This window comes from Pseudomonas sp. JV449 (assembly GCF_032424295.1).
Classification (GTDB): domain Bacteria; phylum Pseudomonadota; class Gammaproteobacteria; order Pseudomonadales; family Pseudomonadaceae; genus Aquipseudomonas; species Aquipseudomonas marginalis.
On record NZ_VYKD01000001.1, the window covers coordinates 129,805 to 152,719 of the forward strand.

The 22,915-nt window shown below is 61.7% G+C and carries 22 protein-coding genes; 13 read left to right on the plus strand and 9 right to left on the minus strand.

Annotated elements, in window-relative coordinates:
• Window positions 1-76: 76 nt before the first annotated feature.
• Window positions 77-943, minus strand: a complete 867-nt coding sequence (gene hexR, locus F6S08_RS00565; protein ID WP_010168370.1) for a transcriptional regulator HexR — start codon at window positions 941-943, stop codon at window positions 77-79.
• 161 nt (window positions 944-1,104) lie between these two features.
• Window positions 1,105-3,978, minus strand: coding sequence for an EAL domain-containing protein (locus F6S08_RS00570; RefSeq protein WP_065946480.1), 2,874 nt, complete (start codon window positions 3,976-3,978; stop codon window positions 1,105-1,107).
• A 279-nt stretch (window positions 3,979-4,257) separates the two neighbouring features.
• Between F6S08_RS00570 and uvrD the strand changes: the two genes are divergently transcribed.
• From uvrD to F6S08_RS00585, 3 genes are all read left to right on the plus strand, one after another.
• Entirely contained in the window at window positions 4,258-6,441 is a 2,184-nt protein-coding gene (uvrD, locus tag F6S08_RS00575) for a DNA helicase II (protein ID WP_065926768.1), read from the plus strand.
• A gap of 189 nt (window positions 6,442-6,630) precedes the next feature.
• A complete protein-coding gene (locus F6S08_RS00580) occupies window positions 6,631-7,500 on the plus strand; it encodes a Tim44 domain-containing protein (protein ID WP_074848015.1) in 870 nt (289 codons plus the stop codon).
• 133 nt (window positions 7,501-7,633) lie between these two features.
• Complete coding sequence (locus F6S08_RS00585) at window positions 7,634-8,041, plus strand: SMI1/KNR4 family protein (protein WP_017739032.1); 408 nt, start codon at window positions 7,634-7,636, stop codon at window positions 8,039-8,041.
• 75 nt (window positions 8,042-8,116) lie between these two features.
• On the opposite strand, the gene F6S08_RS00590 is transcribed toward F6S08_RS00585, so the two are convergent.
• Window positions 8,117-9,880 carry a cation:proton antiporter gene (locus tag F6S08_RS00590; protein ID WP_053127534.1) on the minus strand — a complete coding sequence of 588 codons (1,764 nt, stop codon included), beginning with the start codon at window positions 9,878-9,880 and terminating at the stop codon, window positions 8,117-8,119.
• A 291-nt stretch (window positions 9,881-10,171) separates the two neighbouring features.
• Between F6S08_RS00590 and F6S08_RS00595 the strand changes: the two genes are divergently transcribed.
• A complete protein-coding gene (locus tag F6S08_RS00595) occupies window positions 10,172-10,657 on the plus strand; it encodes an acyl-CoA thioesterase (RefSeq protein WP_003177014.1) in 486 nt (161 codons plus the stop codon).
• A 55-nt stretch (window positions 10,658-10,712) separates the two neighbouring features.
• Here the strand turns inward: F6S08_RS00595 and pdxY are convergent, their stop codons facing one another.
• Complete coding sequence (gene pdxY / locus F6S08_RS00600; RefSeq protein WP_065926771.1) at window positions 10,713-11,585, minus strand: pyridoxal kinase PdxY; 873 nt, start codon at window positions 11,583-11,585, stop codon at window positions 10,713-10,715.
• Between the two features lie 117 nt (window positions 11,586-11,702).
• Between pdxY and F6S08_RS00605 the strand changes: the two genes are divergently transcribed.
• Complete coding sequence (locus tag F6S08_RS00605) at window positions 11,703-12,098, plus strand: DUF3301 domain-containing protein (RefSeq protein ID WP_065926772.1); 396 nt, start codon at window positions 11,703-11,705, stop codon at window positions 12,096-12,098.
• On the opposite strand, the gene F6S08_RS00610 is transcribed toward F6S08_RS00605, so the two are convergent.
• The 4 genes from F6S08_RS00610 to dksA are packed head-to-tail and all read right to left on the minus strand — an operon-like array spanning window position 12,092 to window position 15,380.
• The gene (locus F6S08_RS00610) at window positions 12,092-13,054 is read right to left on the minus strand and encodes a CobW family GTP-binding protein (RefSeq protein WP_065926773.1); all 963 of its coding nucleotides are present in this window, start codon (window positions 13,052-13,054) and stop codon (window positions 12,092-12,094) included. The genes F6S08_RS00605 and F6S08_RS00610 overlap by 7 nt on opposite strands.
• Before the next feature lie 44 nt (window positions 13,055-13,098).
• Window positions 13,099-13,743 (minus strand): DUF1826 domain-containing protein, encoded by a 645-nt coding sequence (locus F6S08_RS00615; RefSeq protein ID WP_137211737.1) that lies wholly within the window; start codon window positions 13,741-13,743, stop codon window positions 13,099-13,101.
• Complete coding sequence (gene zigA / locus F6S08_RS00620) at window positions 13,743-14,948, minus strand: zinc metallochaperone GTPase ZigA (RefSeq protein WP_065926775.1); 1,206 nt, start codon at window positions 14,946-14,948, stop codon at window positions 13,743-13,745. Before zigA ends, F6S08_RS00615 begins: the two co-directional genes overlap by 1 nt.
• Window positions 14,949-14,975: 27 nt before the next feature.
• The gene (gene dksA, locus F6S08_RS00625) at window positions 14,976-15,380 is read right to left on the minus strand and encodes an RNA polymerase-binding protein DksA (protein WP_315871149.1); all 405 of its coding nucleotides are present in this window, start codon (window positions 15,378-15,380) and stop codon (window positions 14,976-14,978) included.
• 126 nt (window positions 15,381-15,506) lie between these two features.
• Between dksA and F6S08_RS00630 the strand changes: the two genes are divergently transcribed.
• Window positions 15,507-15,875: a glutamine synthetase gene (locus tag F6S08_RS00630; RefSeq protein WP_065926777.1), complete on the plus strand. Its 369-nt coding sequence runs from the start codon at window positions 15,507-15,509 to the stop codon at window positions 15,873-15,875.
• On the opposite strand, the gene F6S08_RS00635 is transcribed toward F6S08_RS00630, so the two are convergent.
• The gene (locus F6S08_RS00635; protein WP_315871150.1) at window positions 15,872-17,083 is read right to left on the minus strand and encodes an N-acetylmuramoyl-L-alanine amidase; all 1,212 of its coding nucleotides are present in this window, start codon (window positions 17,081-17,083) and stop codon (window positions 15,872-15,874) included. The two genes, F6S08_RS00630 and F6S08_RS00635, sit on opposite strands and share 4 nt — an antisense overlap.
• Before the next feature lie 128 nt (window positions 17,084-17,211).
• Here F6S08_RS00635 and folE2 point away from each other — a divergent pair, with 128 nt between their 5' ends.
• The 7 genes from folE2 to F6S08_RS00670 are packed head-to-tail and all read left to right on the plus strand — an operon-like array spanning window position 17,212 to window position 22,831.
• On the plus strand, window positions 17,212-18,102 hold the full coding sequence (gene folE2 / locus F6S08_RS00640) for a GTP cyclohydrolase FolE2 (RefSeq protein ID WP_065926778.1): 891 nt from the start codon (window positions 17,212-17,214) through the stop codon (window positions 18,100-18,102).
• Window positions 18,099-18,767 (plus strand): metal ABC transporter ATP-binding protein, encoded by a 669-nt coding sequence (locus tag F6S08_RS00645; protein WP_315871151.1) that lies wholly within the window; start codon window positions 18,099-18,101, stop codon window positions 18,765-18,767. The genes folE2 and F6S08_RS00645 overlap by 4 nt, the downstream gene beginning before the upstream one ends.
• Window positions 18,767-19,633, plus strand: a complete 867-nt coding sequence (locus F6S08_RS00650; RefSeq protein ID WP_065926780.1) for a metal ABC transporter permease — start codon at window positions 18,767-18,769, stop codon at window positions 19,631-19,633. Before F6S08_RS00645 ends, F6S08_RS00650 begins: the two co-directional genes overlap by 1 nt.
• Before the next feature lie 11 nt (window positions 19,634-19,644).
• A complete protein-coding gene (locus F6S08_RS00655; protein WP_065926781.1) occupies window positions 19,645-20,523 on the plus strand; it encodes a metal ABC transporter substrate-binding protein in 879 nt (292 codons plus the stop codon).
• Window positions 20,520-20,933, plus strand: a complete 414-nt coding sequence (hisI, locus tag F6S08_RS00660) for a phosphoribosyl-AMP cyclohydrolase (RefSeq protein WP_315871152.1) — start codon at window positions 20,520-20,522, stop codon at window positions 20,931-20,933. The genes F6S08_RS00655 and hisI overlap by 4 nt, the downstream gene beginning before the upstream one ends.
• On the plus strand, window positions 20,930-21,490 hold the full coding sequence (locus F6S08_RS00665; protein WP_027608202.1) for a DapH/DapD/GlmU-related protein: 561 nt from the start codon (window positions 20,930-20,932) through the stop codon (window positions 21,488-21,490). The genes hisI and F6S08_RS00665 overlap by 4 nt, the downstream gene beginning before the upstream one ends.
• Before the next feature lie 3 nt (window positions 21,491-21,493).
• On the plus strand, window positions 21,494-22,831 hold the full coding sequence (locus tag F6S08_RS00670; protein WP_137211739.1) for a dihydroorotase: 1,338 nt from the start codon (window positions 21,494-21,496) through the stop codon (window positions 22,829-22,831).
• Window positions 22,832-22,915 lie beyond the last annotated feature (84 nt).

Consider the following 22,915-nt stretch of genomic DNA (forward strand, 5'->3'; position numbering starts at 1 on the left):
GCCGATTTCTCTTGGACTGACCCACTGCTATCGGGAGCAAGCCCCCTCCCACATTTTGAGCGTGTATGGCCCTGGATCAGTCGTCGAGGGCTTTGACGGACTTGGGCGACAACCGCAGGCTGCGCAAGCTGCGCTTGACGCTCTTGAGGTGGTTGACCAGGCTCGGGCCCCGCGCCATGGCAACGCCCATCGCCAGCACGTCGATCACCACCAGGTGAGCGATACGCGACGTCAGCGGGGTGTAGATCTCGGTGTCTTCGTGCACATCGATCGCCAGGTTGACCGTGGACAGCTCCGCCAACGGCGTCTGGCTCGGGCACAAGGTAATCAATGTCGCACCGCTTTCACGCACCAGGTTGGCGGTGATCAGCAGGTCTTTGGAGCGGCCCGACTGGGAAATGCAGATCGCCACGTCGGTCGGTTTCAAGGTCACCGCCGACATCGCCTGCATGTGCGGGTCGCTGTAGGCCGCTGCGGTCAGCAGCAGGCGGAAAAATTTGTGCTGGGCGTCTGCCGCCACCGCACCGGACGCGCCGAAACCATAGAACTCCACACGCTGGGCCTGGGACATGGCGGTCACGGCCTTTTGCAGCTCTACCGGGTCAAGCTTCTCGCGCACCTCCATGAGCGTGTGCAAGGTGGTGTCGAAGATTTTCAGGCTGTAGTCGGCGACGGAATCGTCTTCGTGAATCGCAAACTGGCCGAAGCTCGCGCCGGCGGCCAGGCTCTGGGCCAGCTTGAGCTTCAAGTCCTGGAACCCGGAGCAACCGATGGCGCGGCAGAAGCGCACGATAGTCGGCTCGCTGATGCCCACGCTGTGGGCAAGGTCGGCCATGGAACTGTGCATCACGGCCGCAGGGTCAAGCAGCACGTGATCGGCAACCTTGAGTTCCGATTTGCGTAACAGGTGGCGCGACTGGGCGATATGTTGCAACAGGTTCAAAGGGCAGGACTCTTGTTATTGGCAGGGCCAGGGATGTAGCAAGCTTGTAGTTATACTACAAGAATTGCCGTTTTGCCCGCCCGATGCATCACTAAATCGCCCTGATGCCCTTTGAATCAGCGGGCAGCTGCCTTGTAGCCATAGGGGCGTACGGACTGTCTTCAGGGAAAATCTGCATTGTTGCGTAACAAATCTGCCAGCCCTTCGGCCTCCATCGGCCGACTGATCAGGTAGCCCTGCACCTCATCGCATCGTTCTGTACGCAGGAAATCCAGCTGCTGCTGATCTTCCACGCCTTCGGCCACCACTTTGAGCGCCAGTCCGTGCGCCATCGCAATGATCGCTCGGGTAATGGCGGCGTCTTCCCGCCCCTGACCGAGGCCGCGGATAAAGGTCTGGTCGATCTTTACGTAATCCACAGGGATACGCTTGAGGTAACTGAGGGATGAATAGCCGGTGCCAAAGTCGTCGATGGCCAGCTTCACGCCCAGGTCGCGCAGTTGCTGGAAGGTCGCGATGATGTGTTCAACACTGTCGAGCAACTGGCTCTCGGTCAGTTCCAGTTCGAGGTATTGCGGGTCCAGGCCGGTTTCTTCCAGTACCTGGCGCACCAGGCTGACCAGCTTGCCCTGGCGCAACTGGTGCACCGAGAGGTTCACCGACACGCGGATCGGTGCCAGCCCCTGGCGCTGCCACTCACAGGCTTGCCAGCAGGCCTCGCGCAGCACGAATTCGCCCAGCGGTACGATCAGGCCCGTTTCTTCGGCCAGGCCGATAAAGTCGCCTGGCGGCACCATGCCCCATTGCGGATGTTCCCAGCGGATCAACGCTTCGGCAGCGTTCAGCTTGCCGGTGGCCAGGCACAGTTTCGGCTGGTAGAACACCGTGAGCTGGCGCTCATCGATGGCTTTGCGCAGATGGTTTTCCAGCTGCAAACGCTCCAGGGTGCTGGCTTGCAGGCTGTCGGTGTAGAACTGGAAGTTATTGCCGCCCAAGTGCTTGGCGTGCTGCATGGCCATGTTCGATTGACTGACCAGCGCGGAAATTTCCCGCGCGTTATCCGGCAACAGGCTGATACCCATCGACGCACTCACCACCAACTCATGCCCTTCCACCGTCACCGGCACCCGCAGTTTGGCCAGCAGCCGTGTGGCCACCCGCGCCAGGCTCGACAGGTTGCCGTAGGCGTCGAACAGCACGGCGAACTCATCGCCGGACAAACGCGCGATGGTGTCAGCCTCGGGCAAGGCATTGATCAACCGACGGGCCATTTTTTGCAGCAACTGGTCGGCCACTTCATGGCCCAGGCTGTCATTGAGCAACTTGAAGCGGTCGAGGTTGATATGCAGCAACGCCAGGCTGCGCCCGCCCTGGCGTACACGCTGATGGGCCTCGCGCAGCCGTTCGCGGAACAGCGAGCGGTTGGCCAGGCCGGTCAACTCATCGTAGTGGGTGAGGTAGCGCATGCGCTCCTCGGATTCGCGCCGCGCCGATAGATCGGCGAAGAAGCCCACGATATGACTGACTTTTCCGCGAACATCGCGCACCACGTTCAGTTGCAGCCATTGCGGGTACAGTTCGCCATTCTTACGCGTTTCTACCAATTCGCCCTGCCAGGTCCCATGCGTGAGCAGCGCTTGGCGGATCACCGGGAAGTGGCGCCGCGCATCACGACTGCTGGGCAGCTCGACGACGTTGCGACCGAGCATGTCATCGATCTCAAAGCCAGTGACACGGCTGAAAGCCTGATTGACGGCGATTAATTTGTAGTCCGGATCAAGGATCACAATGCCTTCGCTGGCCGCCTCGAACACGGTCGAGGCCAGTCGCTGTTGCTCCTCCAGGGCTTTGCCGGCGCTGACGTCGCGGCGTGTGCCGAGCATTCGAATCACTCGCCCGCTCGGCGCGCGCTCTACGGCGCGACCACGGTCTTCGATCCATACCCAGTGACCATCGCCATGGCGCACGCGGTATTCCACCTGGTAATCCTCAGTGCGCCCTTTAAGGTGCTCCACCAGCGCCCGCTTGAGCAGCGGCAGGTCGTCGGGGTGCAGGCGCGGCTTGAGGTGGCCGAGCATGGCCGTGACGTACTCGGGCTCGAGGCCGAACAGCTCTTTGAGCTGGGTGTGATGAACCTCATCGGTTTGCAGGTTCCAGTCCCACAGGCCCAGCTCACTGGCTTGCAGGGCCATGGCCAGGCGCGCCTCGCTTTTATTCAGGGCCAGGCTGGCGGCGTCCAGTTCCTGGCTGCGTTGTGCCACGCGGTCCTGCAGGCCGATCTGCGCCTCACGTAGTTCCTGCTCAACCTGACGCCGCTGCTCGACTTCGCGCACCAGATCCTGATTCAGCTGCTCGCTGCGCTGCTGCGCCTGCTGCAGATGCTCGATCAATGCCTGGTTCTGGAAACGCCGCAGCAGCCCGCGCTGGATCAGGCGGTTGACCTGCCACGCCACCACGCTCAGGGACGCCAGCAGGATCAGGCCGAGCACACCCCAGCCCTGTTGCTGCGGGGCGCCATTCCAGAACAGATAGACAATCGCCGGCACCAGGCACGGCAAGGCAAAGGACAGGAACGCCGGAAAGCTCACTGCATAGGCGACGCTGGCTGACAGCGTCGCCGCACCGATCAGGCCGAACACCCAGGCCTGCTGCATGAAGCTGTCCACCGGCACCAGGGCGATGGCTGCGGTGGCCAGGGTCAGTCCGCTGACCGCCGAACCCAGCATGAACATGCGCCGCCAGATGGGTTGGGCCTGACGGCTGGGCATGGCCGAATCAAAGGCCGCCACCTGGATCACACGCATCGCCACCAGGGCCAGCAGCCACACCAGCCAGACGCTGTCCAGCAGGTATTGCCTGGGGTTCCACAGCAGCCAGGCGCAGACCAGGCCGTTGACCAGCATTAATAAGGTGGGCAGCAACGAGCCCTGATAGAGCAGGCGTGTGCGCTCGACCGCCATCTCGGTAGCGTAATGTTTGCGGATAACCTGCGCGGGCGCCGCCGAGGGGCCGAGCAGGTCGGTGCTGAGAGTCATAGGCAGTGTTCTTATAATGGTGAGCCCGAAACGTCGACGGAGCATACACAAGCAAGCGCTTGGGCCAAACTGCTCCAGATCATAAAAGTCACCCTGTGAACAGCCGCAAACCTTGGGGCCAGACCCCTTGAGCGAGGCACGGCGCGGGCTGTGGCCCATGACTTACCGGTCATCAGCCCTGCCAGAATGTTTGCCCGGCCGGGACCACGCGAGACGTTTTGCGTCGACCACCCGGCATTGGGATTTGCCCGAGCCCCCTTAGGCCCATAGAATGCGCCGATGCGCGATGATCTCTCTCTTTTGCTGAACTCCCTCAACGATGCCCAACGCCAGGCCGTAGCGGCCCCCGTTGGCCGTCAGTTGGTCCTGGCCGGTGCTGGCTCCGGTAAAACCCGAGTGCTGGTGCACCGTATCGCCTGGTTGATCCAGGTCGAGAACGCGTCCCCGCATTCGATCCTGTCGGTGACTTTCACCAACAAGGCCGCTGCCGAGATGCGCCACCGCATCGAGCAGTTGATGGGCATCAGCCCGGCCGGTATGTGGGTGGGCACCTTCCACGGCCTGGCGCACCGCCTGTTGCGGGCACACTGGCAGGAAGCGGGCCTGGCCCAGACCTTCCAGATCCTCGACAGCGATGACCAGCAACGCCTGGTCAAGCGCGTGATCCGTGAGCTGGGCCTCGACGAGCAGCGCTGGCCGGCGCGCCAGGCCCAGTGGTTTATCAACGGCCAGAAAGACGAAGGCCTGCGCCCGCAGCACATCCAGGCCAGCGGCGATTTGTTCCTGGCCACCATGCGCAGCATTTATGAAGCCTACGAGGCGGCCTGCGCCCGCGCTGGCGTTATCGACTTCTCCGAGCTGCTGCTGCGCGCCCTCGACCTGTGGCGCGACAATCCGGGTTTGCTGGCCCATTACCAGAAACGCTTCCGTCACATTCTGGTGGACGAGTTCCAGGACACCAACGCCGTGCAGTACGCCTGGTTGCGTCTGCTGGCCAAGGGCGGCGACAGCCTGATGGTGGTGGGCGACGACGACCAGTCGATCTACGGCTGGCGTGGCGCGAAAATCGAGAACATCTACCAGTATTCCGAGGACTTCCCGGACGCGGTCACCATCCGCCTGGAGCAGAACTACCGCTCCACCGCCGGCATCCTCAAGGCCGCCAACGCCTTGATCGCCAACAACACCGGGCGCCTGGGCAAAGAGCTGTGGACCGACGGCGGCGAAGGCGAGGCGATCAACCTGTATGCCGCGTTCAACGAGCACGATGAAGCGCGCTACGTGGTGGAAACCATCGAAAGCGCGCTGAAAACCGGCCTTGCCCGTAGCGATATTGCGATTCTGTACCGTTCCAACGCCCAATCGCGGGTGCTGGAAGAAGCCTTGCTGCGCGAGCGCATCCCGTACCGCATTTATGGCGGCCAGCGCTTCTTCGAGCGTGCGGAAATCAAGAACGCCATGGCATACCTGCGTTTGCTCGAAGGCCGTGGCAACGACGCGGCACTGGAGCGGGTGATCAATATCCCGGCCCGTGGCATCGGCGAGAAAACCGTCGAGGCGATTCGCGACCACGCGCGCCATGCCGATGTGTCGATGTGGGAGTCCATGCGCCTGCTCATTGCCAATAAAGGCCTGACGGGGCGTGCTGCCGGGGCGCTAGGGGTGTTTGTCGAGTTGATCGAGAACCTCGCGGCCAAGTGTTCGGAAATGCCCCTGCACCTGATGACCCAGACGGTGATCGAGCAATCCGGGCTGATTGCCTATCACGAAGCGGAAAAAGGCGAGAAAGGCCAGGCCCGGGTAGAAAACCTCGAGGAACTGGTCAGCGCCGCCCGCGCGTTCGAAAACACCGAGGAAGACGAAGAGCTGACTCCGCTCGCCGCCTTCCTCGGCCATGCGTCCCTGGAGGCCGGCGATACTCAGGCCGATGAGCATGAAGACAGCATCCAGTTGATGACCTTGCACAGCGCCAAGGGCCTGGAGTTTCCGTATGTGTTCCTGGTGGGCATGGAAGAAGGCCTGTTCCCCCACAAGATGAGCCTGGAAGAGCCCGGCCGTCTTGAAGAGGAACGCCGCCTGGCCTATGTGGGCATCACCCGCGCAATGCAGAACCTGGTGATGACCTACGCCGAGACCCGACGCCTGTACGGCAGCGAGACCTACAACAAGGTATCGCGCTTCGTACGTGAAGTGCCGAAGGGACTGATCCAGGAAGTGCGCCTGTCCAACAGCGTCAGCCGCCCGTTCGGCGGGGGCCAGCAGCAGAACTCCAGCAACATGTTCGCCGGTTCCGAGATTCCGGAAACCCCATTCAGCCTGGGCCAGCAGGTCAGGCATGCGATCTTCGGCGAAGGCGTGATCCTCAACTTCGAAGGCGCCGGAGCCCAGGCACGGGTGCAGGTGAACTTCGCCGAAGGCAGCAAATGGCTGATGATGGGCTACGCGAAGCTCGAAGCGGTCTGAAACATTTGCCAACATGAAGGTTATTGGCCCGCCCTTGTTTTTAACGAGCGCGGGCCAATATCTGTAATACGTCCTACAGACCATTCTGATTCGGTCTTACGCAAAAGCCCGAAACATTATGTCGCTAGCCACTGTCACTACACCTGTGCAACATGGCGCGCGTGCAATCCACAAATGGGAATTCCCTTTATGAAACGTTTTCTTAGCATCGCCATGGCGTTGTGCATCGGCCTGACGATGAGCCTCGACGCCAACGCCAAACGCTTCGGTGGCGGCAAAAGCTCGGGCGCGGCGCCGACTCACCAGACCAGCCAAATGGCTCCATCCGCCGGTGCCGGCGGTGCTGCCGCTACCGCAGGCGCAGCCGGGGCTGCCGGCGCCGCTGCCAAGGCCGGCGGTGCTTCGCGCTGGTTGGGCCCTCTGGCCGGTATCGCGGCCGGTGGCCTGCTCGCTTCCATGTTCATGGGCGGCGGCTTCCAGGGCATGCAGATCTTCGACATCCTGATCATGGCGGTCATCGCCTTCCTGGTCTTCCGTTTCATCGCCGCCCGTCGCCGCAAGCAGCAGGAGCAAATGGCTCCGGCCGGCGCGCCGATGCAGCGTGAAGTGTTCGAGCAGAAGCCAGCCATGGGTTCGATCTTCGGTGGTTCGGCAGCGCCTGCCGCAGCCCGCCCGGTGATCAACGCACCGGCGTGGTTCAACGAAGAGCGTTTCGTCGAAGCGGCCCGCAGCCACTTCCAGTCCCTGCAGCAGCACTGGGACGCCAACGAAATGGACAAGATCTCCGAGTTCGTGACCCCGCAACTGCTGGAGTTCCTCAAGCGCGAACGCGCCGACCTGGGCGACGGCTTCCAGTCGACCTATATCGACGACCTGCACGTGCAACTGGAAGGTGTGGATGATCGCGCCGACAAGACCATCGCAACGTTGACCTTCAGTGGCGTGTCGAAGACTTCGCGTTTCGACCAGGGTGAAGTGTTCAGCGAAAGCTGGAACATGGAACGTGCCCAAGGCGACAACCAGCCATGGCTGGTCGCCGGTATCCGCCAGAACGGCTGATACCCACGCGCTTGAGCAAGCCGTAACAAAACCCCGGACCTGTCCGGGGTTTTCTATTTCACGGTTGCACTTATGGCGAGCTACTGTATAAAACGCCCCTATAAACCGCGCCATCAGCAAGAGGATCCCGGCCGTGGAAGAAATCATCGAACAATTGCGTGAAGCCAATGAACCGGTTCCGGTTCCTCTGGAGTTGCCTGACGAAGATCAACTGGTGGAAATCGAGGAACAGCTGTTCATCGACATCCCGTTTGTCTTTCGTGAATTCCTGCTGACCGTCAGCGATGTGGTGTACGGCAGCCTGGAGCCGGTGACCGTCACCGACCCGCAATCCCACACCTACCTGCCGGACGTGGCTGCCAACGCCTGGGATGCCGGTGTTGACCGCAGCATGATCCCGATCTGCCAGGACGGTGACGATTACTACTGCGTCGAAGAAGACGGCACCGTGGTGCTGTGGTCCGGCGAAGAAGAACTCGTCACCGAAGAGACCTGGGAATCGGTGTGGCACTGGGCGCGGGACGTCTGGCTGGAAAGCTGAGACCTGACCCCCGTGGCGAACGGGCTTGCGGTGGTGAGCGGGCTTGTCCCGCGCCGGGCCGCATAGCGGCCCCCACTAGTGTTCCGGCGTATCCTTATGGTTATCCAGCGTCTCCAGCAAGGCGACCTGCATCCGCGTATGCACACGGATGAACCATCGCCAGAGCACGGCCGCCACCGCCGCCGTGACCACGGCAATCAGTACCAGCAACTTGTTGGTCGGCAGAATACTGGCCGACAAGGCTGCCAATAGCACAAAGATCACCAGCAGCGACAAAATCGGGATCAGCTCCGCAATCACCCGTCGCACCCGCTGGGTATGTCGCCCGGCCATTTCCGGCTTCACGCTCATCTCCGCCAGCAACATCGACAGCGCCTTGAGCTTGCGGTACGCCGCAATCAGGAACGGCAGCGACAACAGCAATGCCCCACCCCAGATCAACGCCTTCTGCCAGCTTGGATCACTGATCCAACCTTCCAGGTACCCACCAATGCGCACCGCGAAAAAGCTTCCGGCGAAGAAAATCGCGATCACCAGCGCCAGGTTCACGCCCACCTGCAGGATGATCTTGCGGATCATCGACGCCAGCATGGCGCCCTCGCCTTGCGGCTGAATACTGCGTAACCATTCGCCGTACATGCCAAACACCCGGCTCATACGCTTGGGCATCACGGCGGCGATCTTCAATGACAAAGGGTCGGCGCCGCGAATCAGGTACGGCGTGAGCAGCGTAGTGATCGCCGAAACGGCCACCGCCACCGGATACAGGAAGTCGCTGGTCACCTGCAAGGTCATGCCCAGCGCGGCGATAATGAAGGAAAACTCGCCAATTTGTGACAGCCCCATGCCTACCCGCAGTGAGGTACGACCATCATTGCCGGCGATAAAGGCACCCAGGCCGCAGGACAGCATCTTGCCCAGCACCACGGCCACGGTGATCACCGCGATCGGCCAGGCGTATTGCAGGAGGATCTGCGGGTCGATCATCAAGCCGATCGCCACGAAGAAGATCGCGCTGAACATGTCGCGAACCGGCTCGATCAGGCGCTCGATCTTAACCAATTGCCGGGATTCGGCCATGATCGCGCCGATCAGAAACGCCCCCAGCACCATGCTGTACTCCAGCTTGACCACCAGCAGGCAGAAACCGAAACACAGGCCCAGTACGGTGATCAGCAGCATTTCGTTGCTTTCGAATTTGGCCACGTAGGCCAACAGGCGCGGCACCAGCAAAATACCGATGACCAACGCGACGATCATGAACAGCGAGAGCTTGCCGACCGTGGAGAACACCTCGCCGGAGCTCACCGTACCGCTGACGGCGATGCTCGAGAGCAAGGCGATGATGCCGATGCCAAGGATGTCTTCCACAATCAGCACGCCAAAAATAAGTTGGGCGAAGCGCTGGTTTTTCATCTTCAGGTCATTGAGTGCCTTCACGATGATGGTGGTGGAGGAAATCGCCAGGATCGCGCCGAGGAACAGCGAGTCCATGGTGTTCCAGTCGAACCAGCGGCCAATCTCGTAGCCGATCCAGATCATCAGGATGATTTCCAGGAAGGCCGCGATAAACGCCGTGGCCCCCACCTTGAACAGCTTGCGCAGGCTGAACTCCAGGCCCAGGCAGAACATCAGGAAGATCACCCCCAGTTCGGCGAGGGTCTTGATGGTGTCTTCGTCGTGGATCAGTCCGAACGGCGGGGTGTGCGGGCCAATGATGAAGCCGGCGACGATGTACCCCAGCACCACGGGTTGCTTGAGGCGGTGAAACAGGACGGTGACCACCCCTGCCACCAGCATGATCACAGCCAAGTCCTGGATAAAGCTGATGGCGTGCATGGCGAGGGGCTCCTTGAGGGTACTGGCGCTTTTCCCACTTCCGCACGCGCCTTTGAAAAATCGCAAAATGCGGAAGGAAAAGTCTGCCTTTATAGTAAGAAATGCCCTGAGATGGGCTTTTGAAGGTTAACACCGCGACTTCCGCCGGAAAGCCGGTGCAATATATGGAAACAGATCGGTGAACGCGTGACGGCAAGCCGCCCACCGGCGTCCCGTAAGGGATGGCGCTGCAAAGATCCCAGCACCCGCAGAGGTGCCACCCAACCAATGCCTACAACCCGTGAGTGTGCTATGGAACCCGGAAACGCCCAGCTGTCGATGACGGTATTGATGACCCCTGACATGGCCAACTTCTCAGGCAATGTCCACGGCGGCACCTTGCTCAAGTACCTCGATGAAGTGGCCTACGCCTGCGCGAGCCGTTATGCCGGTCGCTATGTGGTGACGCTGTCGGTGGATCAGGTGATTTTTCGCGAACCGATCCATGTCGGCGAGCTGGTGACATTCCTTGCGTCGGTCAACTACACCGGCAATACGTCGATGGAAGTGGGCATCAAGGTGGTGACCGAGAACATCCGCGAGCGCTCGGTGCGTCATACCAACAGCTGCTTCTTCACCATGGTGGCCGTGGACGACCAGCGTAAACCCGCTGCCGTGCCACCGCTGCAACCCCATAACAGTGAAGACAAGCGCCGGTTCGTGCAGGCCCAGCAGCGCCGGCAGATCCGCCAGGAGCTTGAGAAGCGCTACCAGGAAATCAAGGCTGACGCGCTGTAAGTCCAACCAAAAAATGTGGGAGGTTTGCCCCCCTCTCACATTGGGTTCTGTGTACTTACAGGCTGATCGGCGTCGCCTCGAAACGTACGCGAGGATGGGCGATGCGGTCCTGGGCGCGGACCAGTTCCAGCTCGTAACTGGCGCAGGCCTGGGTTTCCAGCAGCACTTCGTGCACCGCCGCGGCCGTGAACTCAAAAGCCGCCAACAGGCTGTCGCCCAGCAACACCCGCGCCAGGAACAGCCCCGACGTCAGGTCGCCCACGCCCACCGGCTGGCGCGGGAACGCCAGCAGCGGCCGACGCAGGTGCCAGCTGCCCTCGGCAGTTACCAGCAGCATCTCGAAACCATCCGGCAACTTGCCCGGGTAATCCAGGTGCTTGACCAGCACCGCCTTCGGGCCACGGGCCAGCAATGCCTTGGCCATGCCCAGGCAGTCGAACAGCGATTGCGGCTTGCGCCCGGCAAAGCTGTCCAGTTCCAGTTGGTTGGGGCACAGGAAGTCGGCCATGGCCGCCGCTTCATCCAGCAGGAAATCGCTGACGTCCTGCGGCACGATGCAGCCCTTTTCCGGATGGCCCATCACCGGGTCGCACAGGTACAGGGCCTTGGGGTTGATGGCCTTGATGCGCGCCACACCGGTAAGAATCGCGCGGCCCTGATCCGCACTGCCCAGGTAGCCAGACAGAATCGCATCGCAGTTGCCCAGCTCGCCGATGGCGGCAATGCCTTCCACCAGCGCAGGAATCTGCTGCGGCGCCAGCACTTCGCCCGCCCACTGACCATACTGGGTATGGTTGGAGAACTGCACCGTGTTCAGCGGCCAGACGTTCACCCCGACCCGCTGCATGGGGAACACGGCGGCGCTGTTTCCGGCGTGGCCAAAGACCACATGAGACTGGATCGCAAGCAGATGAGGTGTGCGTTTCATGCAGGAGATTTCCGTAAAGCCATTGAAATTCTGGCCGCGCAGTATGCGACTAAACGCAGCCTGTACGACAGACCGACGACACAGTTAAGCTGCTCTCACTTTGTTGGAGTTTTTCGCATGCTGACCCTGGGAAACATCTTCGTGTTGATGCTGCTGGCGACCGGCGCCGCCTGGGTATGGCACAACCACGGCCTGCGAGAGCGGGCGTTGGCGCGGGTCAAGCAGCATTGCGCCAAGCTCGATATCGAATTGCTCGACGGCGCCGTGGCGTTGAAGCGCATCGGTTTTGTGAAGGATGCCAACGGTCGGCGGCGTCTGGCGCGTATCTACAATTTCGAGTTCACCGTCACGGGCGAGACCCGTCACAGCGGGACCATCACGCAATTCGGCGCCCACAGTGCGCAGATCGAACTGGCGCCCTACCCGTTCGAGGTCAAGGAAGCACTGCCCAGCGCCAATGTGATCGAGCTGAGCCAATGGCGCCAGGACCACGCCACCAAGAACCGTCAGTAACGGCAGGCGGCCAGTGCGATCTGCAACGCGGCCACGTCCTGTGGTGCGCTGAAGATCAGTTCGATACGTGAGTCGCGACGCCATTCGCTGGGTTGCCAGGCGAACCGGCTGTTATCCACAGCGTTGGCCGAGATCCACCCATCACGGCTGTGGATAACCAGTTTGGCGCGGCGCCACTCAAGGGATGTCAGCCACAGATGCAGACGCTCGGAATCGAATTGCTGGCTCGGGTGCCAGCGCCAACCGATACTCCAACCGCCCTCCTGGGCCTGGCTCAGGCAAATCGGCACGCTCGGATCACTCCAGATAGCCGGCAATTGAGCCAGCCCCTTGGGCACCACGAAGTTATCCACAGCCGCTTCAGCCTGCGCATTCAAGCCTGGCAGTTTGCCGAGTGGCACGTACGCCTGCTGCGTCCAATAAATGTTCCGATCGGGTAGCTGTCGTTCGACGGCCTCGCGTTGCGCAGCATCCAACCCCTCATCCTTGTTCAACACCAACAGCCCGGAACTGGCCAACGCTTCCTGCTGCGCTGGCGGCAAGGGTTTGCCCGCTGCCAGCGCCTGGGCATCCAGTACCAACACACAGGGCTGAACCGCCAGCACCTGCTGCCACGGCGCTTCGCGCAACTGCTTGAGCAACTGCGCAGGATGCCCCAGGCCCGAGGGTTCGATAAACAACCGATCCGGCTTGGCCTTACGCAGCAACCGGCCCAGGCCTACTTGGAACGGTGCGCCATTCACACAACAAAGGCAGCCACCGGCGACTTCACCCAGGGCAATGCCATCGTCATCCAGGGTCAGCAATGCAGCGTCCAGGCCGATCTGGCCGAACTCGTTGATCAACACCGCCCAGCGCTCGTTGGCCGGACGTTGGGCAAGCAGGTGCTTGATCAGGCTGGTCTTGCCGGCGCCCAAGGGCCCGGCAATCACGTGGGTGGGAATGTTCTGCAGCATGGGTGCCATCGTTCGGACCGTGTAGAGGGTTTGATCCTACGCGGTTACGCGAGCCAATCCAGCGTCAGAATCAATCGGCGCTCATTCGCTTTCAACGCCGGGGAGCGATGGATGAGGCCGTGGTTTTCGTTGCCGTGCCATTTGGTGCCTTTGAGCAGGGCCACTTCACCGCACTGGATCTGTTCGATGCGCTGGCGCGGTTCGGCGTCCGGTTGGCTGAGCTTGCGTCGGTCCATCACCCCTTCGCGCAACCACTGGCTACCGATGCCGGCATAGGTGGTGATCAGCCGTACCGGCACATGGTCAACGTGGAAACGCGGGCACATGGCTTTATCCAGCAGCCGCAGGCGCACACCGATGCGCTTGGCGCCGAGCAGGCACGCAAAGGCGCTGACCAGCCACGACACATCGGCGATAAAACCTTCGTAGCCTTCAAGATCGCGGCAGCTGGACGCCAGACCGCACAGGTTCGGCTCGGCGTCTTCGTTGTTGAGTTCGATCACCAAGGACTCGGCCAACGGCTCATTGAGCGCAACCAGCAAGGCGCCGAACTCGGCGATATGCAACGGCAATTGGCGCTGCCACAGCGCCAGGTTCACGCCGTCTTCGAGAATATCGGACAGCGCCAGCGGGGTTTCACCACAGGTCTGGCGAACCACCGGGCGCAAGGGGATAAGCGGTGCCAGCATCAGGCGGCCTCTTCATACCAGGGACCAAACGGATCAGCCAGCAGGCGCCAACCTTCGACACCCAGGGCCAGTTCTTCATCGGTGAGCAAGCACGCGTCCAACTCGGCACGCATCCGCGCAAAGTCGATGTTTTGTCCGATAAACACCAGTTCCTGACGGCAGTCGCCAGTACTGAGCTGCCAGTTGCCCATGATGGCGGCGACGCTTTCTTCGTCCTGGGGCCATTGGCTTTTCGGCACAAAGCGCCACCAGCGTCCGGCAAACCCATGGCGCATCAAGCCACCGGCCTGGGACCAACTGCCCGCATCCTGATGCTTGCTGGCCAGCCAGAAAAAGCCCTTGGAACGCAGCAATTTGCCGTTGACCCAAGGCCGGTCGATAAAGTCGAAGAAGCGTTGCGGGTGGAAGGGGCGACGTGCGCGATAGGCCGTGGAAGCGATGCCGTACTCTTCGGTTTCCGGCACGTGTTCACCCCGCAACTCCTGCAACCAGCCCGGCGCCTGCGCGGCGCGTTCGAAGTCGAAGCGGCCGGTGTTGAGGATCTTGTGCAGCGGCACTTCGCCCATGACCATCGGGATGATTTCCGCCTGGGCGTTGAGACGTTCAAGGATCGCCATCAGTTCCTCGCGCTCATGGCTGCTGATCAGGTCGATCTTGCTGATCAGGATCACGTCGGCGAATTCGATCTGCTCGATCAACAGGTCGGTGATCGAGCGTTCGTCCTCCTCTCCCAGGGTTTCGCCCCGTGAGGCGAGGCTTTCGGCAGCCTGGTAGTCGAGCAGGAAGTTCATGCCGTCGACCACGGTGACCATGGTGTCCAGGCGCGCGATATCGGCCAGGCTTTGCTCGTTTTCATCACGGAAGGTGAAGGTTTCAGCCACCGGCAACGGCTCGGAGATCCCGGTGGATTCGATCAGCAGGTAATCGAAGCGACCTTCCTTGGCGAGTTTTCCGACTTCTTCGAGCAAGTCTTCACGCAAGGTGCAGCAGATACAGCCGTTGCTCATCTCCACCAGTTTTTCTTCGGAACGGTTGAGGGTGACGTCACGCTGCACCTCGCTGCCGTCGATGTTGATTTCGCTCATGTCGTTGACGATCACCGCCACGCGCAGGTTTTCGCGGTTGCGCAGGACGTAGTTGAGCAGCGTGCTTTTACCGGCGCCGAGAAAGCCGGACAACACGGTAACGGGGAGACGATTGGGCATCAGGTAATCCTCATCAGGGTTGGCCGGTCAAATCGCCCGTTTATGGCGTTCGCGCAGCTCTTCACGTTCTTTGGCTTCGATACACAGGGTGGCGGTGGGGCGCAGCAGCAGGCGTTGCAGGCCGATGGGCTCGCCCGTTTCGCGGCACCAGCCGTATTCGCCGCGGGCCAGCAGTTCGAGGGCGTCGTCGATTTTGTCGAGGAGCTTCTTTTCCCGCTCCAGCAAGCGCAGTTGCCACTGGCGCTGTTCTTCGGCGCTGCCCACATCGGCAGGGTCGCTGTTGGGCTCCTGCTCGCGCAGCACCAGGAATTCGCCCTCGATGCGCGCTTGCAGTTCATGGCGCTGAATCAGCAACAGTTCGCGGAAAAAGCCCTGCTGGGCTTCATTCATGTAGTCGGCGGGCGGTTGGGCCAGCAGGTCTTGTTCGGTCATGGGGATCGGTTCACGGGTCAGGCTGTGTTTTTATGTTATAGTATAACAATACAAATAAGCCAATCCCCCTTGCTCGTTACGACGAAGGGCGCAATGCTTGAACACTTCCCAGTCCCGAGACACCCTATGAAATACCTGGTGTGCGCCCTGTTACTGGCAGTCGCGGGGCCTGCCTGTGCCGAAGCGCCAAGCTTGCTGGCCAAGTGCACGCGCAGCGCCAACCTGTTGGCCTGTGTGGACCCCCTGGGCAATGCCTACAGCGTGGCGACGGTGGGCACCACCACGTATTTGCGTGGTTTCGAGGTGATCGGGAAACGTTATTGGGCACAAACCAACAGCCGCTACGGGCAACTGACGTTCTTTACCGGTTTGGCGTCGGATGGAGAAGCATGGGTTGGCTACACGCGGCGCGTGGGCTGGACCACGATCAACCGGTTTTCCAGCTCCGGGGGCGCCACTGCCAAATTCACGTGCAGCCGAATTACCGGCTGTTAGGCCTGGGCATTCTTCTGTTCCTGAACCCAGGCCATGTAGCTGTTCATCGGCGGGTTCTTCTGGAAGTAATTTTTCAGGCCTTCGAACAAGCCATCCGCAACCGCCTGTTGATGGCGCGCCGTCACCAGGCGCTGGGCGTCCTGGGCATTGGAGATAAACCCGGTCTCCACCAGGATCGACGGCACATCCGGTGACTTGAGCACCGCGAACCCCGCCTGTTCCACACGCTTCTGATGCAGGCTGGTGATGCTTTGCAGGCTCCCCAGCACCGAGCTGCCCAGTTGCAGGCTGGAGGCGATGGTGGCGTTCATCGACATATCAAGAATCACCCCGGCCAGCATCGGGTCCTTATCCTTGAGATTGAGCAACGTGGTGGCGCCCAGCAAATCCGCGCCGTTTTCACGCTGGGCCATAAAGCGCGCCGTGGCCGAGGTCGCGCCGCCCTCCGACAGCGCATACACCGAGGCGCCCGAGGCAGTGAGCCGTGGCGCGGCATCGGCATGCACCGAGATGAACATATCGGCCTTGTGCTGACGGGCGATGTCCACGCGCTTGCGCAGCGGCACAAAGAAGTCGTCGTTACGCACCAGTTTCACGTCAAAACCCTTTTCGCGCTTCAAACGCTTGGCCAGCAGTTGGGCGATAGACAACACCACGTCTTTTTCGCGCTGGCCCTTGGACCCGACAGCGCCGGGGTCTTTGCCGCCGTGGCCGGGGTCGACCACCACGATAATGTCGCGCTTGGGGTGCGCCTTGTTCACCGCGGCCACCAAGGGCAACGCCTCAGCCGCGATTTGACGCGGTGCACGGGTGGCGCTGGTCAGGTCCAGCACCAGGCGATGGCCCTGCCCGTCCTGAGGCGGCAATACAAAGCTGTTGAGCTGCATCGGCGCGGCCAGGTCGAGCACGATGCGCGTATCCGCCTTGCCGAAATGCCCCGAGCGAATCGAGGTGATCCCGCTGTTCTTCAGCTCAAGTTGAGAAAAGTCACCACTGAGACCCGCGCCGCTCAGGTCGATGATCAGGCGTTCCGGAGCAGTCAGGGAGAAGGTCTTGTATTGCACTGGGCCGCTAAGGTCGAACACCAGGCGCAGCTTGTCGTCCGAACGCCATAGGCGTGCATTGCGGATCTGGGTCGCGTGGGCGGCGAACGGCAAAGCAAACAAAGGGCTGGCCAGGAGCAGGTTGAGGAGCTGACGTCTGTGCATGACAAATACCGCAAATAGAGGAGTGTCCGTACTCCACATGAGTGAAAAAAGGCCGGGGCAGAAAATTCATCGTCGACTCTATTGTTATACTATAACATGTCGAATTATTTCCAACGATGGACCTGCTTATGAATGCGCTGACTCTGCCGGATATTGCCGCGCAGGCTTCACGCCAAGCCTTGCCACTCGACTGGGTGGGCATGTGCGGCATCGCCCTGCCGATCCTCATTGACGGCCAACGCCTGAGCGCCAGCGCCGATGCCGGCGTCAGCCTGGACGATGGCACCGCTCGTGGCATTCATATGTCACGCCTGTACCTGGCACTGGAGATGCTCGAACAGCAGCCCGTTACGCCTGCACTTCTGCGCAATGTACTGCAGCGGTTTCTCGACAGTCATGAAGATTTATCTAAGAACGCCTACCTGCGTCTGCACACGAATTTACTGCTGAAACGCCCGGCGCTGGTCAGCCCATTGGCCGGCTGGAAGGGCTACCCGGTGAGCATCGAAGCGCGCCTGGAAAACCAGATGTTCCACGTGGAACTAAAAATTGACGTTACCTATTCTTCAACCTGCCCCTGTTCCGCCGCCCTCGCCAGGCAGTTGATTCAGCAGCAATTTCTCCAAGACTTCGGCAACACGCCGTTGCAGCATGAAGATGTGCTGACCTGGCTCGGCAGCGCTAACGGTATCGTCGCCACGCCCCACAGCCAGCGCAGCAGCGCGCAGTTGCACGTGCACCTGCAAGGCGAGCATCTGGCGCTGACGGAGCTGATCAATGCTGCCGAAGCCGCCCTCGGCACCGCCGTACAAACCGCCGTAAAACGCGCGGACGAACAAGCCTTTGCCTTGGCCAACGGGCAGAACCTGATGTTCTGCGAAGACGCCGCCCGCCGCCTTAACCTCGCCTTGAAACGCTCGGATGCGGTCAAAGCCTTTCACCTCAAAGTGATCCACGCCGAAAGCCTGCACGCGCACGATGCCGTGGCTGAAAGCCGCTGGACGAGAAACCCTGCATGATCACCTGCACTGCTTTGCGCTGGGGCGCCCCTGGCCAACCGCTGACACCCGCCGTGGATTTCACCCTGGAAAAAGGCAGCCTCACCGGCGTGATCGGCCCCAATGGCTGCGGCAAAAGCAGCCTGCTCAAAGTCATCGCCGGCCTGCAAAAACCGTTGGCGGGCAAAGTGACCGTGGATGTTCCACGCCGAGGTGGCCTGTCGTTCCTGCCCCAGCAACAGCACCTTGATCGTCAGTTCCCCATCAGCCTGCAAGAACTGGTCGCCGCCGGTTTCTGGGGCACGCGGCTCACCCCGCAACAACGCAGCCAGCGCCTGCAGAAGGTGCTGGAAGAATGGTGCCTCAGTGGCCTGGAACAGCGCCCATTGATGGCGTTGTCAGGCGGCCAACTACAACGCGCATTGCTCGCTCGCATGAGCCTTGCCGAGTCGCCAGTGTTACTGCTTGACGAGCCCCATGCCGCTCTGGACGAAGAAGGCCAGGCGCTGTGCTGGAGCCATATCCACGCCTGGCACGCCGAAGGCCGAACGTTGGTGGTGGTGTGCCATGACCTGGCTTCCGTACGCCAACACACCCAACAAGTGGTGCAGATCAAAAGCAGCGGCTGCGTGTTCGGTTTCAGCAAAGAGTTGATCCGCCCGCAGCCGCACATGCAGGTGGCCTGATGCACTTCACCGCCCACCTGTGGATGCCCTTCCTCGACTTCGTCTTCATGCGTCGCGCCCTGATCGGCGGTCTGGTGCTCGCCTGCAGCACCGCCCCGCTCGGCGTATTTCTGATCCTGCGCCGTATGAGCCTGATCGGTGACGCCGTCGCCCACGGCATATTGCCCGGCGCCGCACTGGGCTTCTGGTTCGCGGGCTTGAGCCTGCCCGCGTTGACCATCGGCGGCCTGGGCGCTGGCCTGGGCATGGCCGGCCTGTCGGCGTGGATCACCCGCCGCACCGGCCTGCGCGAAGACGCCAGCCTGGCGGCCATCTACCCCATCTCCCTCGCCGCCGGCGTGTTGATCCTGGGCCTTGCCGGCAAGCGCCTGGATTTGCTGCACCTGCTGTTCGGCTCTGCCCTGGCCGTCGACGAAACCACCCTGACCGGCATGCTCTGGGTCTCCGGGTTCAGCCTGATCGCCATGGCGCTGATCTACAAACCGCTGCTGCTGGACACCCTCGACCCGCTGTTCCTGCAAACCGTCAGCCGCCTTGGCCCCCTGGCCCACGGCTTGTTCCTGACCCTGGTGGTCCTGAACCTGGTGATTGGCTTCCAGGCCATCGGCGCCTTGATGGTGGTGGGTTTGATGATGTTGCCGGCCATCGCTTCACGCTTCTGGAGTCGGCGCCTGCCGGTGTTGATCGCGGTATCGGCGGTGCTGGGATGCCTGTCGGTGTGGTTGGGTTTGTTGCTGTCGTTCTACTTCTCGCTGCCCAGCGGCCCGGCGATTGTGCTGGTGGCTGGCGGTGGGTACCTGCTGTCCGTGGTCTTCGGTCCGGTGCACGGCTTGCTGCGCCGCCCGCCTTTGCTTACATCCCAATGAGGTGTTTCCCGATGCGCGCTCTACTCGTGCTGTTCAGTTTGCTGCTGCCGTTGTCGATGGCCCAGGCCGCCGACAAACTCCAGGTGGTTACCAGCTTCAGTATTCTCGATGACATCACCCACCAGATCGGTGGCGATCACATCCAGATCAGCAACATGGTCGGCCCCGACGCCGATGCCCATACCTACGAACCCTCCCCGGACGATGCCAAGGCGCTGCTCAAGGCCAAGCTGATCATCAAGAACGGCCTGGGCTTCGAGCCGTGGCTGGACCGCCTGGTCACCAGCACCGAAACCAAGGCCACGGTGGTCACCGCCAGCAAAGGTGTGATCTCCCACACCATGGAGGAAGACGGCGAAACCATCCCCGACCCGCACGCCTGGCACAACCTGGCCAACGCCGAAATCTATGTGAACAACATCACCAAGGCACTGGTGGCCGCCGACCCGGCCAACAAGGCCGACTACCTGCGCAACAGCCAGGCCTACCTGAAAGAAATCTACCGCCTGCTGGCCGAAGCCAAGACCAAGTTCGGCGCGCTGCCACCGGGTAACCGTCGCATCGTCACCTCCCATGACGCCTTCGGTTACCTGGGCCAGGCCTATGGCATCCAGTTCTTGGCGCCACAAGGCCTGTCCACCGAACGTGAACCTTCGGCCGCCGAAGTTGCCGCGCTGATCACCCAGATCCGCAAGGACAAGGTCAAGGCGGTGTTCATGGAAAACATCAAGGACTCGCGCCTGCTCAAGCAGATCGCCGATGAAAGCGGCGCGCAGATTGGCGGCACGCTGTACTCCGACGCCCTGGCTGCCGAAGGCCCGGCGAGCACCTTCACCGGGCTGTTCGAGTACAACCTCAACACCCTGTGCGCAGCGTTGAGCAGGCCGTGACCCTGAGCATGCTCGAACTGGAAGGGGCTGCCGTCGGCAGCCGCTTTCCACTCGCCGCCGTGCTCGACGCCCTGCCGTGGAACAGCGATGGCCTGATCGCCGCCATCGCCCAGCAACATGACAGCGGCGAAGTGCTGATGATGGCCTGGATGAATCGCCAGGCCCTCAACGAAACACTGGCTACCGGGCAGGTCTGCTATTGGTCGCGCTCGCGCCGACAGCTGTGGCGCAAAGGCGAAAGCTCCGGCCACAGGCAACAGTTGGTGGAAGCGCGCCTGGATTGTGACGGCGACGCGGTACTGCTGATCGTCGACCAGCAAGGCCCGGCCTGCCACACCGGCCGCCCCACCTGTTTCTACAACGCCATCGACGGCGCCTACGTTCACATCATGACGGAGCCAGTTGCATGATCCGCAAGAACCCTTCCGGTGATCTGCCGGTGATTGCCGAATCGGCCTACGTCGACAAGACCGCGATCATCTGCGGCAAGGTCATCATCGGCGAGAACGTGTTTGTCGGCCCCTACGCCGTGATCCGCGCCGACGAAGTCGACGCCGGCGGCGCCATGGACCCGATCACCATCGGCGCGAATTCCAACATCCAGGACGGCGTGGTCATCCACTCCAAGTCCGGCGCGGCGGTGACGATAGGCGAATTTACATCCATCGCCCACCGCTCCATCGTCCACGGCCCCTGCACCGTCGGCGACCGGGTGTTTATCGGTTTCAACAGCGTGCTGTTCAACTGCGCCGTCGGCGATGGCTGCGTGGTGCGCCATAACTCGGTGGTCGACGGCCGTGATTTGCCCGCCGCCTTCTACGTGCCCTCCACCACCCGCATCGGGCCGAATACCGACCTGTCGCAATTCCCGCCGGTGAGTGTCAGTGCCTCGGAGTTTTCCGAAGACGTGGCACGTACCAACGTCGACCTGGTACGCGGTTACAAAGCCCTGCAAAACGAGTTCTGAGCCATGAGCCGCCTGCTGATCCGCAACGCCCGCCTGGTGAACGAAGGCGAGGAATTCGACGCCGACGTGCTGGTCGCCCATGGCCGTATCGAAAAGATCGCCAGCAGCATCGGCGGGAACGCCGCGCCCGTGTCCATCGACGCCCACGGGCAGTGGCTGCTGCCGGGCATGATTGACGACCAGGTGCACTTTCGCGACCCCGGCGCGCCGGACAAGGGCAGCTTCTACAGCGAGTCCCGCGCAGCGGTAGCCGGCGGCATCACCAGCGTCATGGACATGCCCAACACCAACCCGGCCACGCTGAACCTGGAAGCCCTGGCCGATAAAAAGCGCCGCGCGGCCCTGCACTCGGTGGCCAACTACGGCTTTCACTTCGGGGTCAGCAACGACAACCTCGACACCGTCGCCGCCCTTGACCCGCGCGAAGTGGCCGGGGTCAAAGTGTTCATGGGCGCCTCCACCGGCAATATGCTGGTGGACGACCCACGGATCCTGGAACGGCTGTTTGCCGAAGTGCCGACCATTCTGCTGGCCCACTGCGAACACACGCCGAGCATCCAAGCCAACGAGCAGCGCATGCGTGAGCGCTTTGGTGACAGGATCCCCGCCGTCGCCCACCCGCTGATCCGCGATGCCGAAGCCTGCTATCGCTCATCCTCCTTCGCGGTGGAACTGGCCAAGCGTCACGGCACGCGCCTGCATGTACTGCACCTGACCAGCGCCCGCGAGTTGGCATTGTTCGAAGACAAACCCCTCGCACAAAAACGCATTACTGCTGAGGTCTGCGTGCATCACCTGCTGTTCGATGACCGTGACTATCACCGCCTCGGCCACCAGATCAAATGTAACCCGGCGATCAAGACCCGCGCCGACCGCGACGCCCTGCGCCTGGCCTTGCTGAGTGATCGTCTGGATGTGATTGGCACTGACCATGCGCCGCATACCTGGGCGCAAAAACAGTTGGGGTATCGTGAAGCGCCCGCGGGTCTGCCCCTGGTGCAACACGCGCTGCCGGCGTTGTTGGAATTGGTCGCCGATGGGCTGCTGCCCCTGGCCACCCTGGTGGCCAAGACCAGCCACCGTGTCGCCGACCTGTTTGCCATCCCCGACCGGGGTTACCTGCGCGAAGGGTATTGGGCCGACCTGGTGCTGATCAAACCGGAGCCCGAGGGAAAGCCGGTCAGGGATGAGCCGATTCTTGCCCGCTGCGGCTGGACACCGTTCGCCGAACGCAGCTTTCGCCACAGCGTGAGTACCACCCTGGTCTCCGGCCACCTGGCCTGGCACAACGGCCAGGTGGTCGACAGCTGCCAGGGTTTACCGCTGCATTTCCTAAGGTAGGCGCGAGCTTGCTCGCGAAGAGCGTTAACGATAACGCAGGGGACCTGACACCCGGTGGCGCTCTCCGGTTTTTCGCGAGCAAGC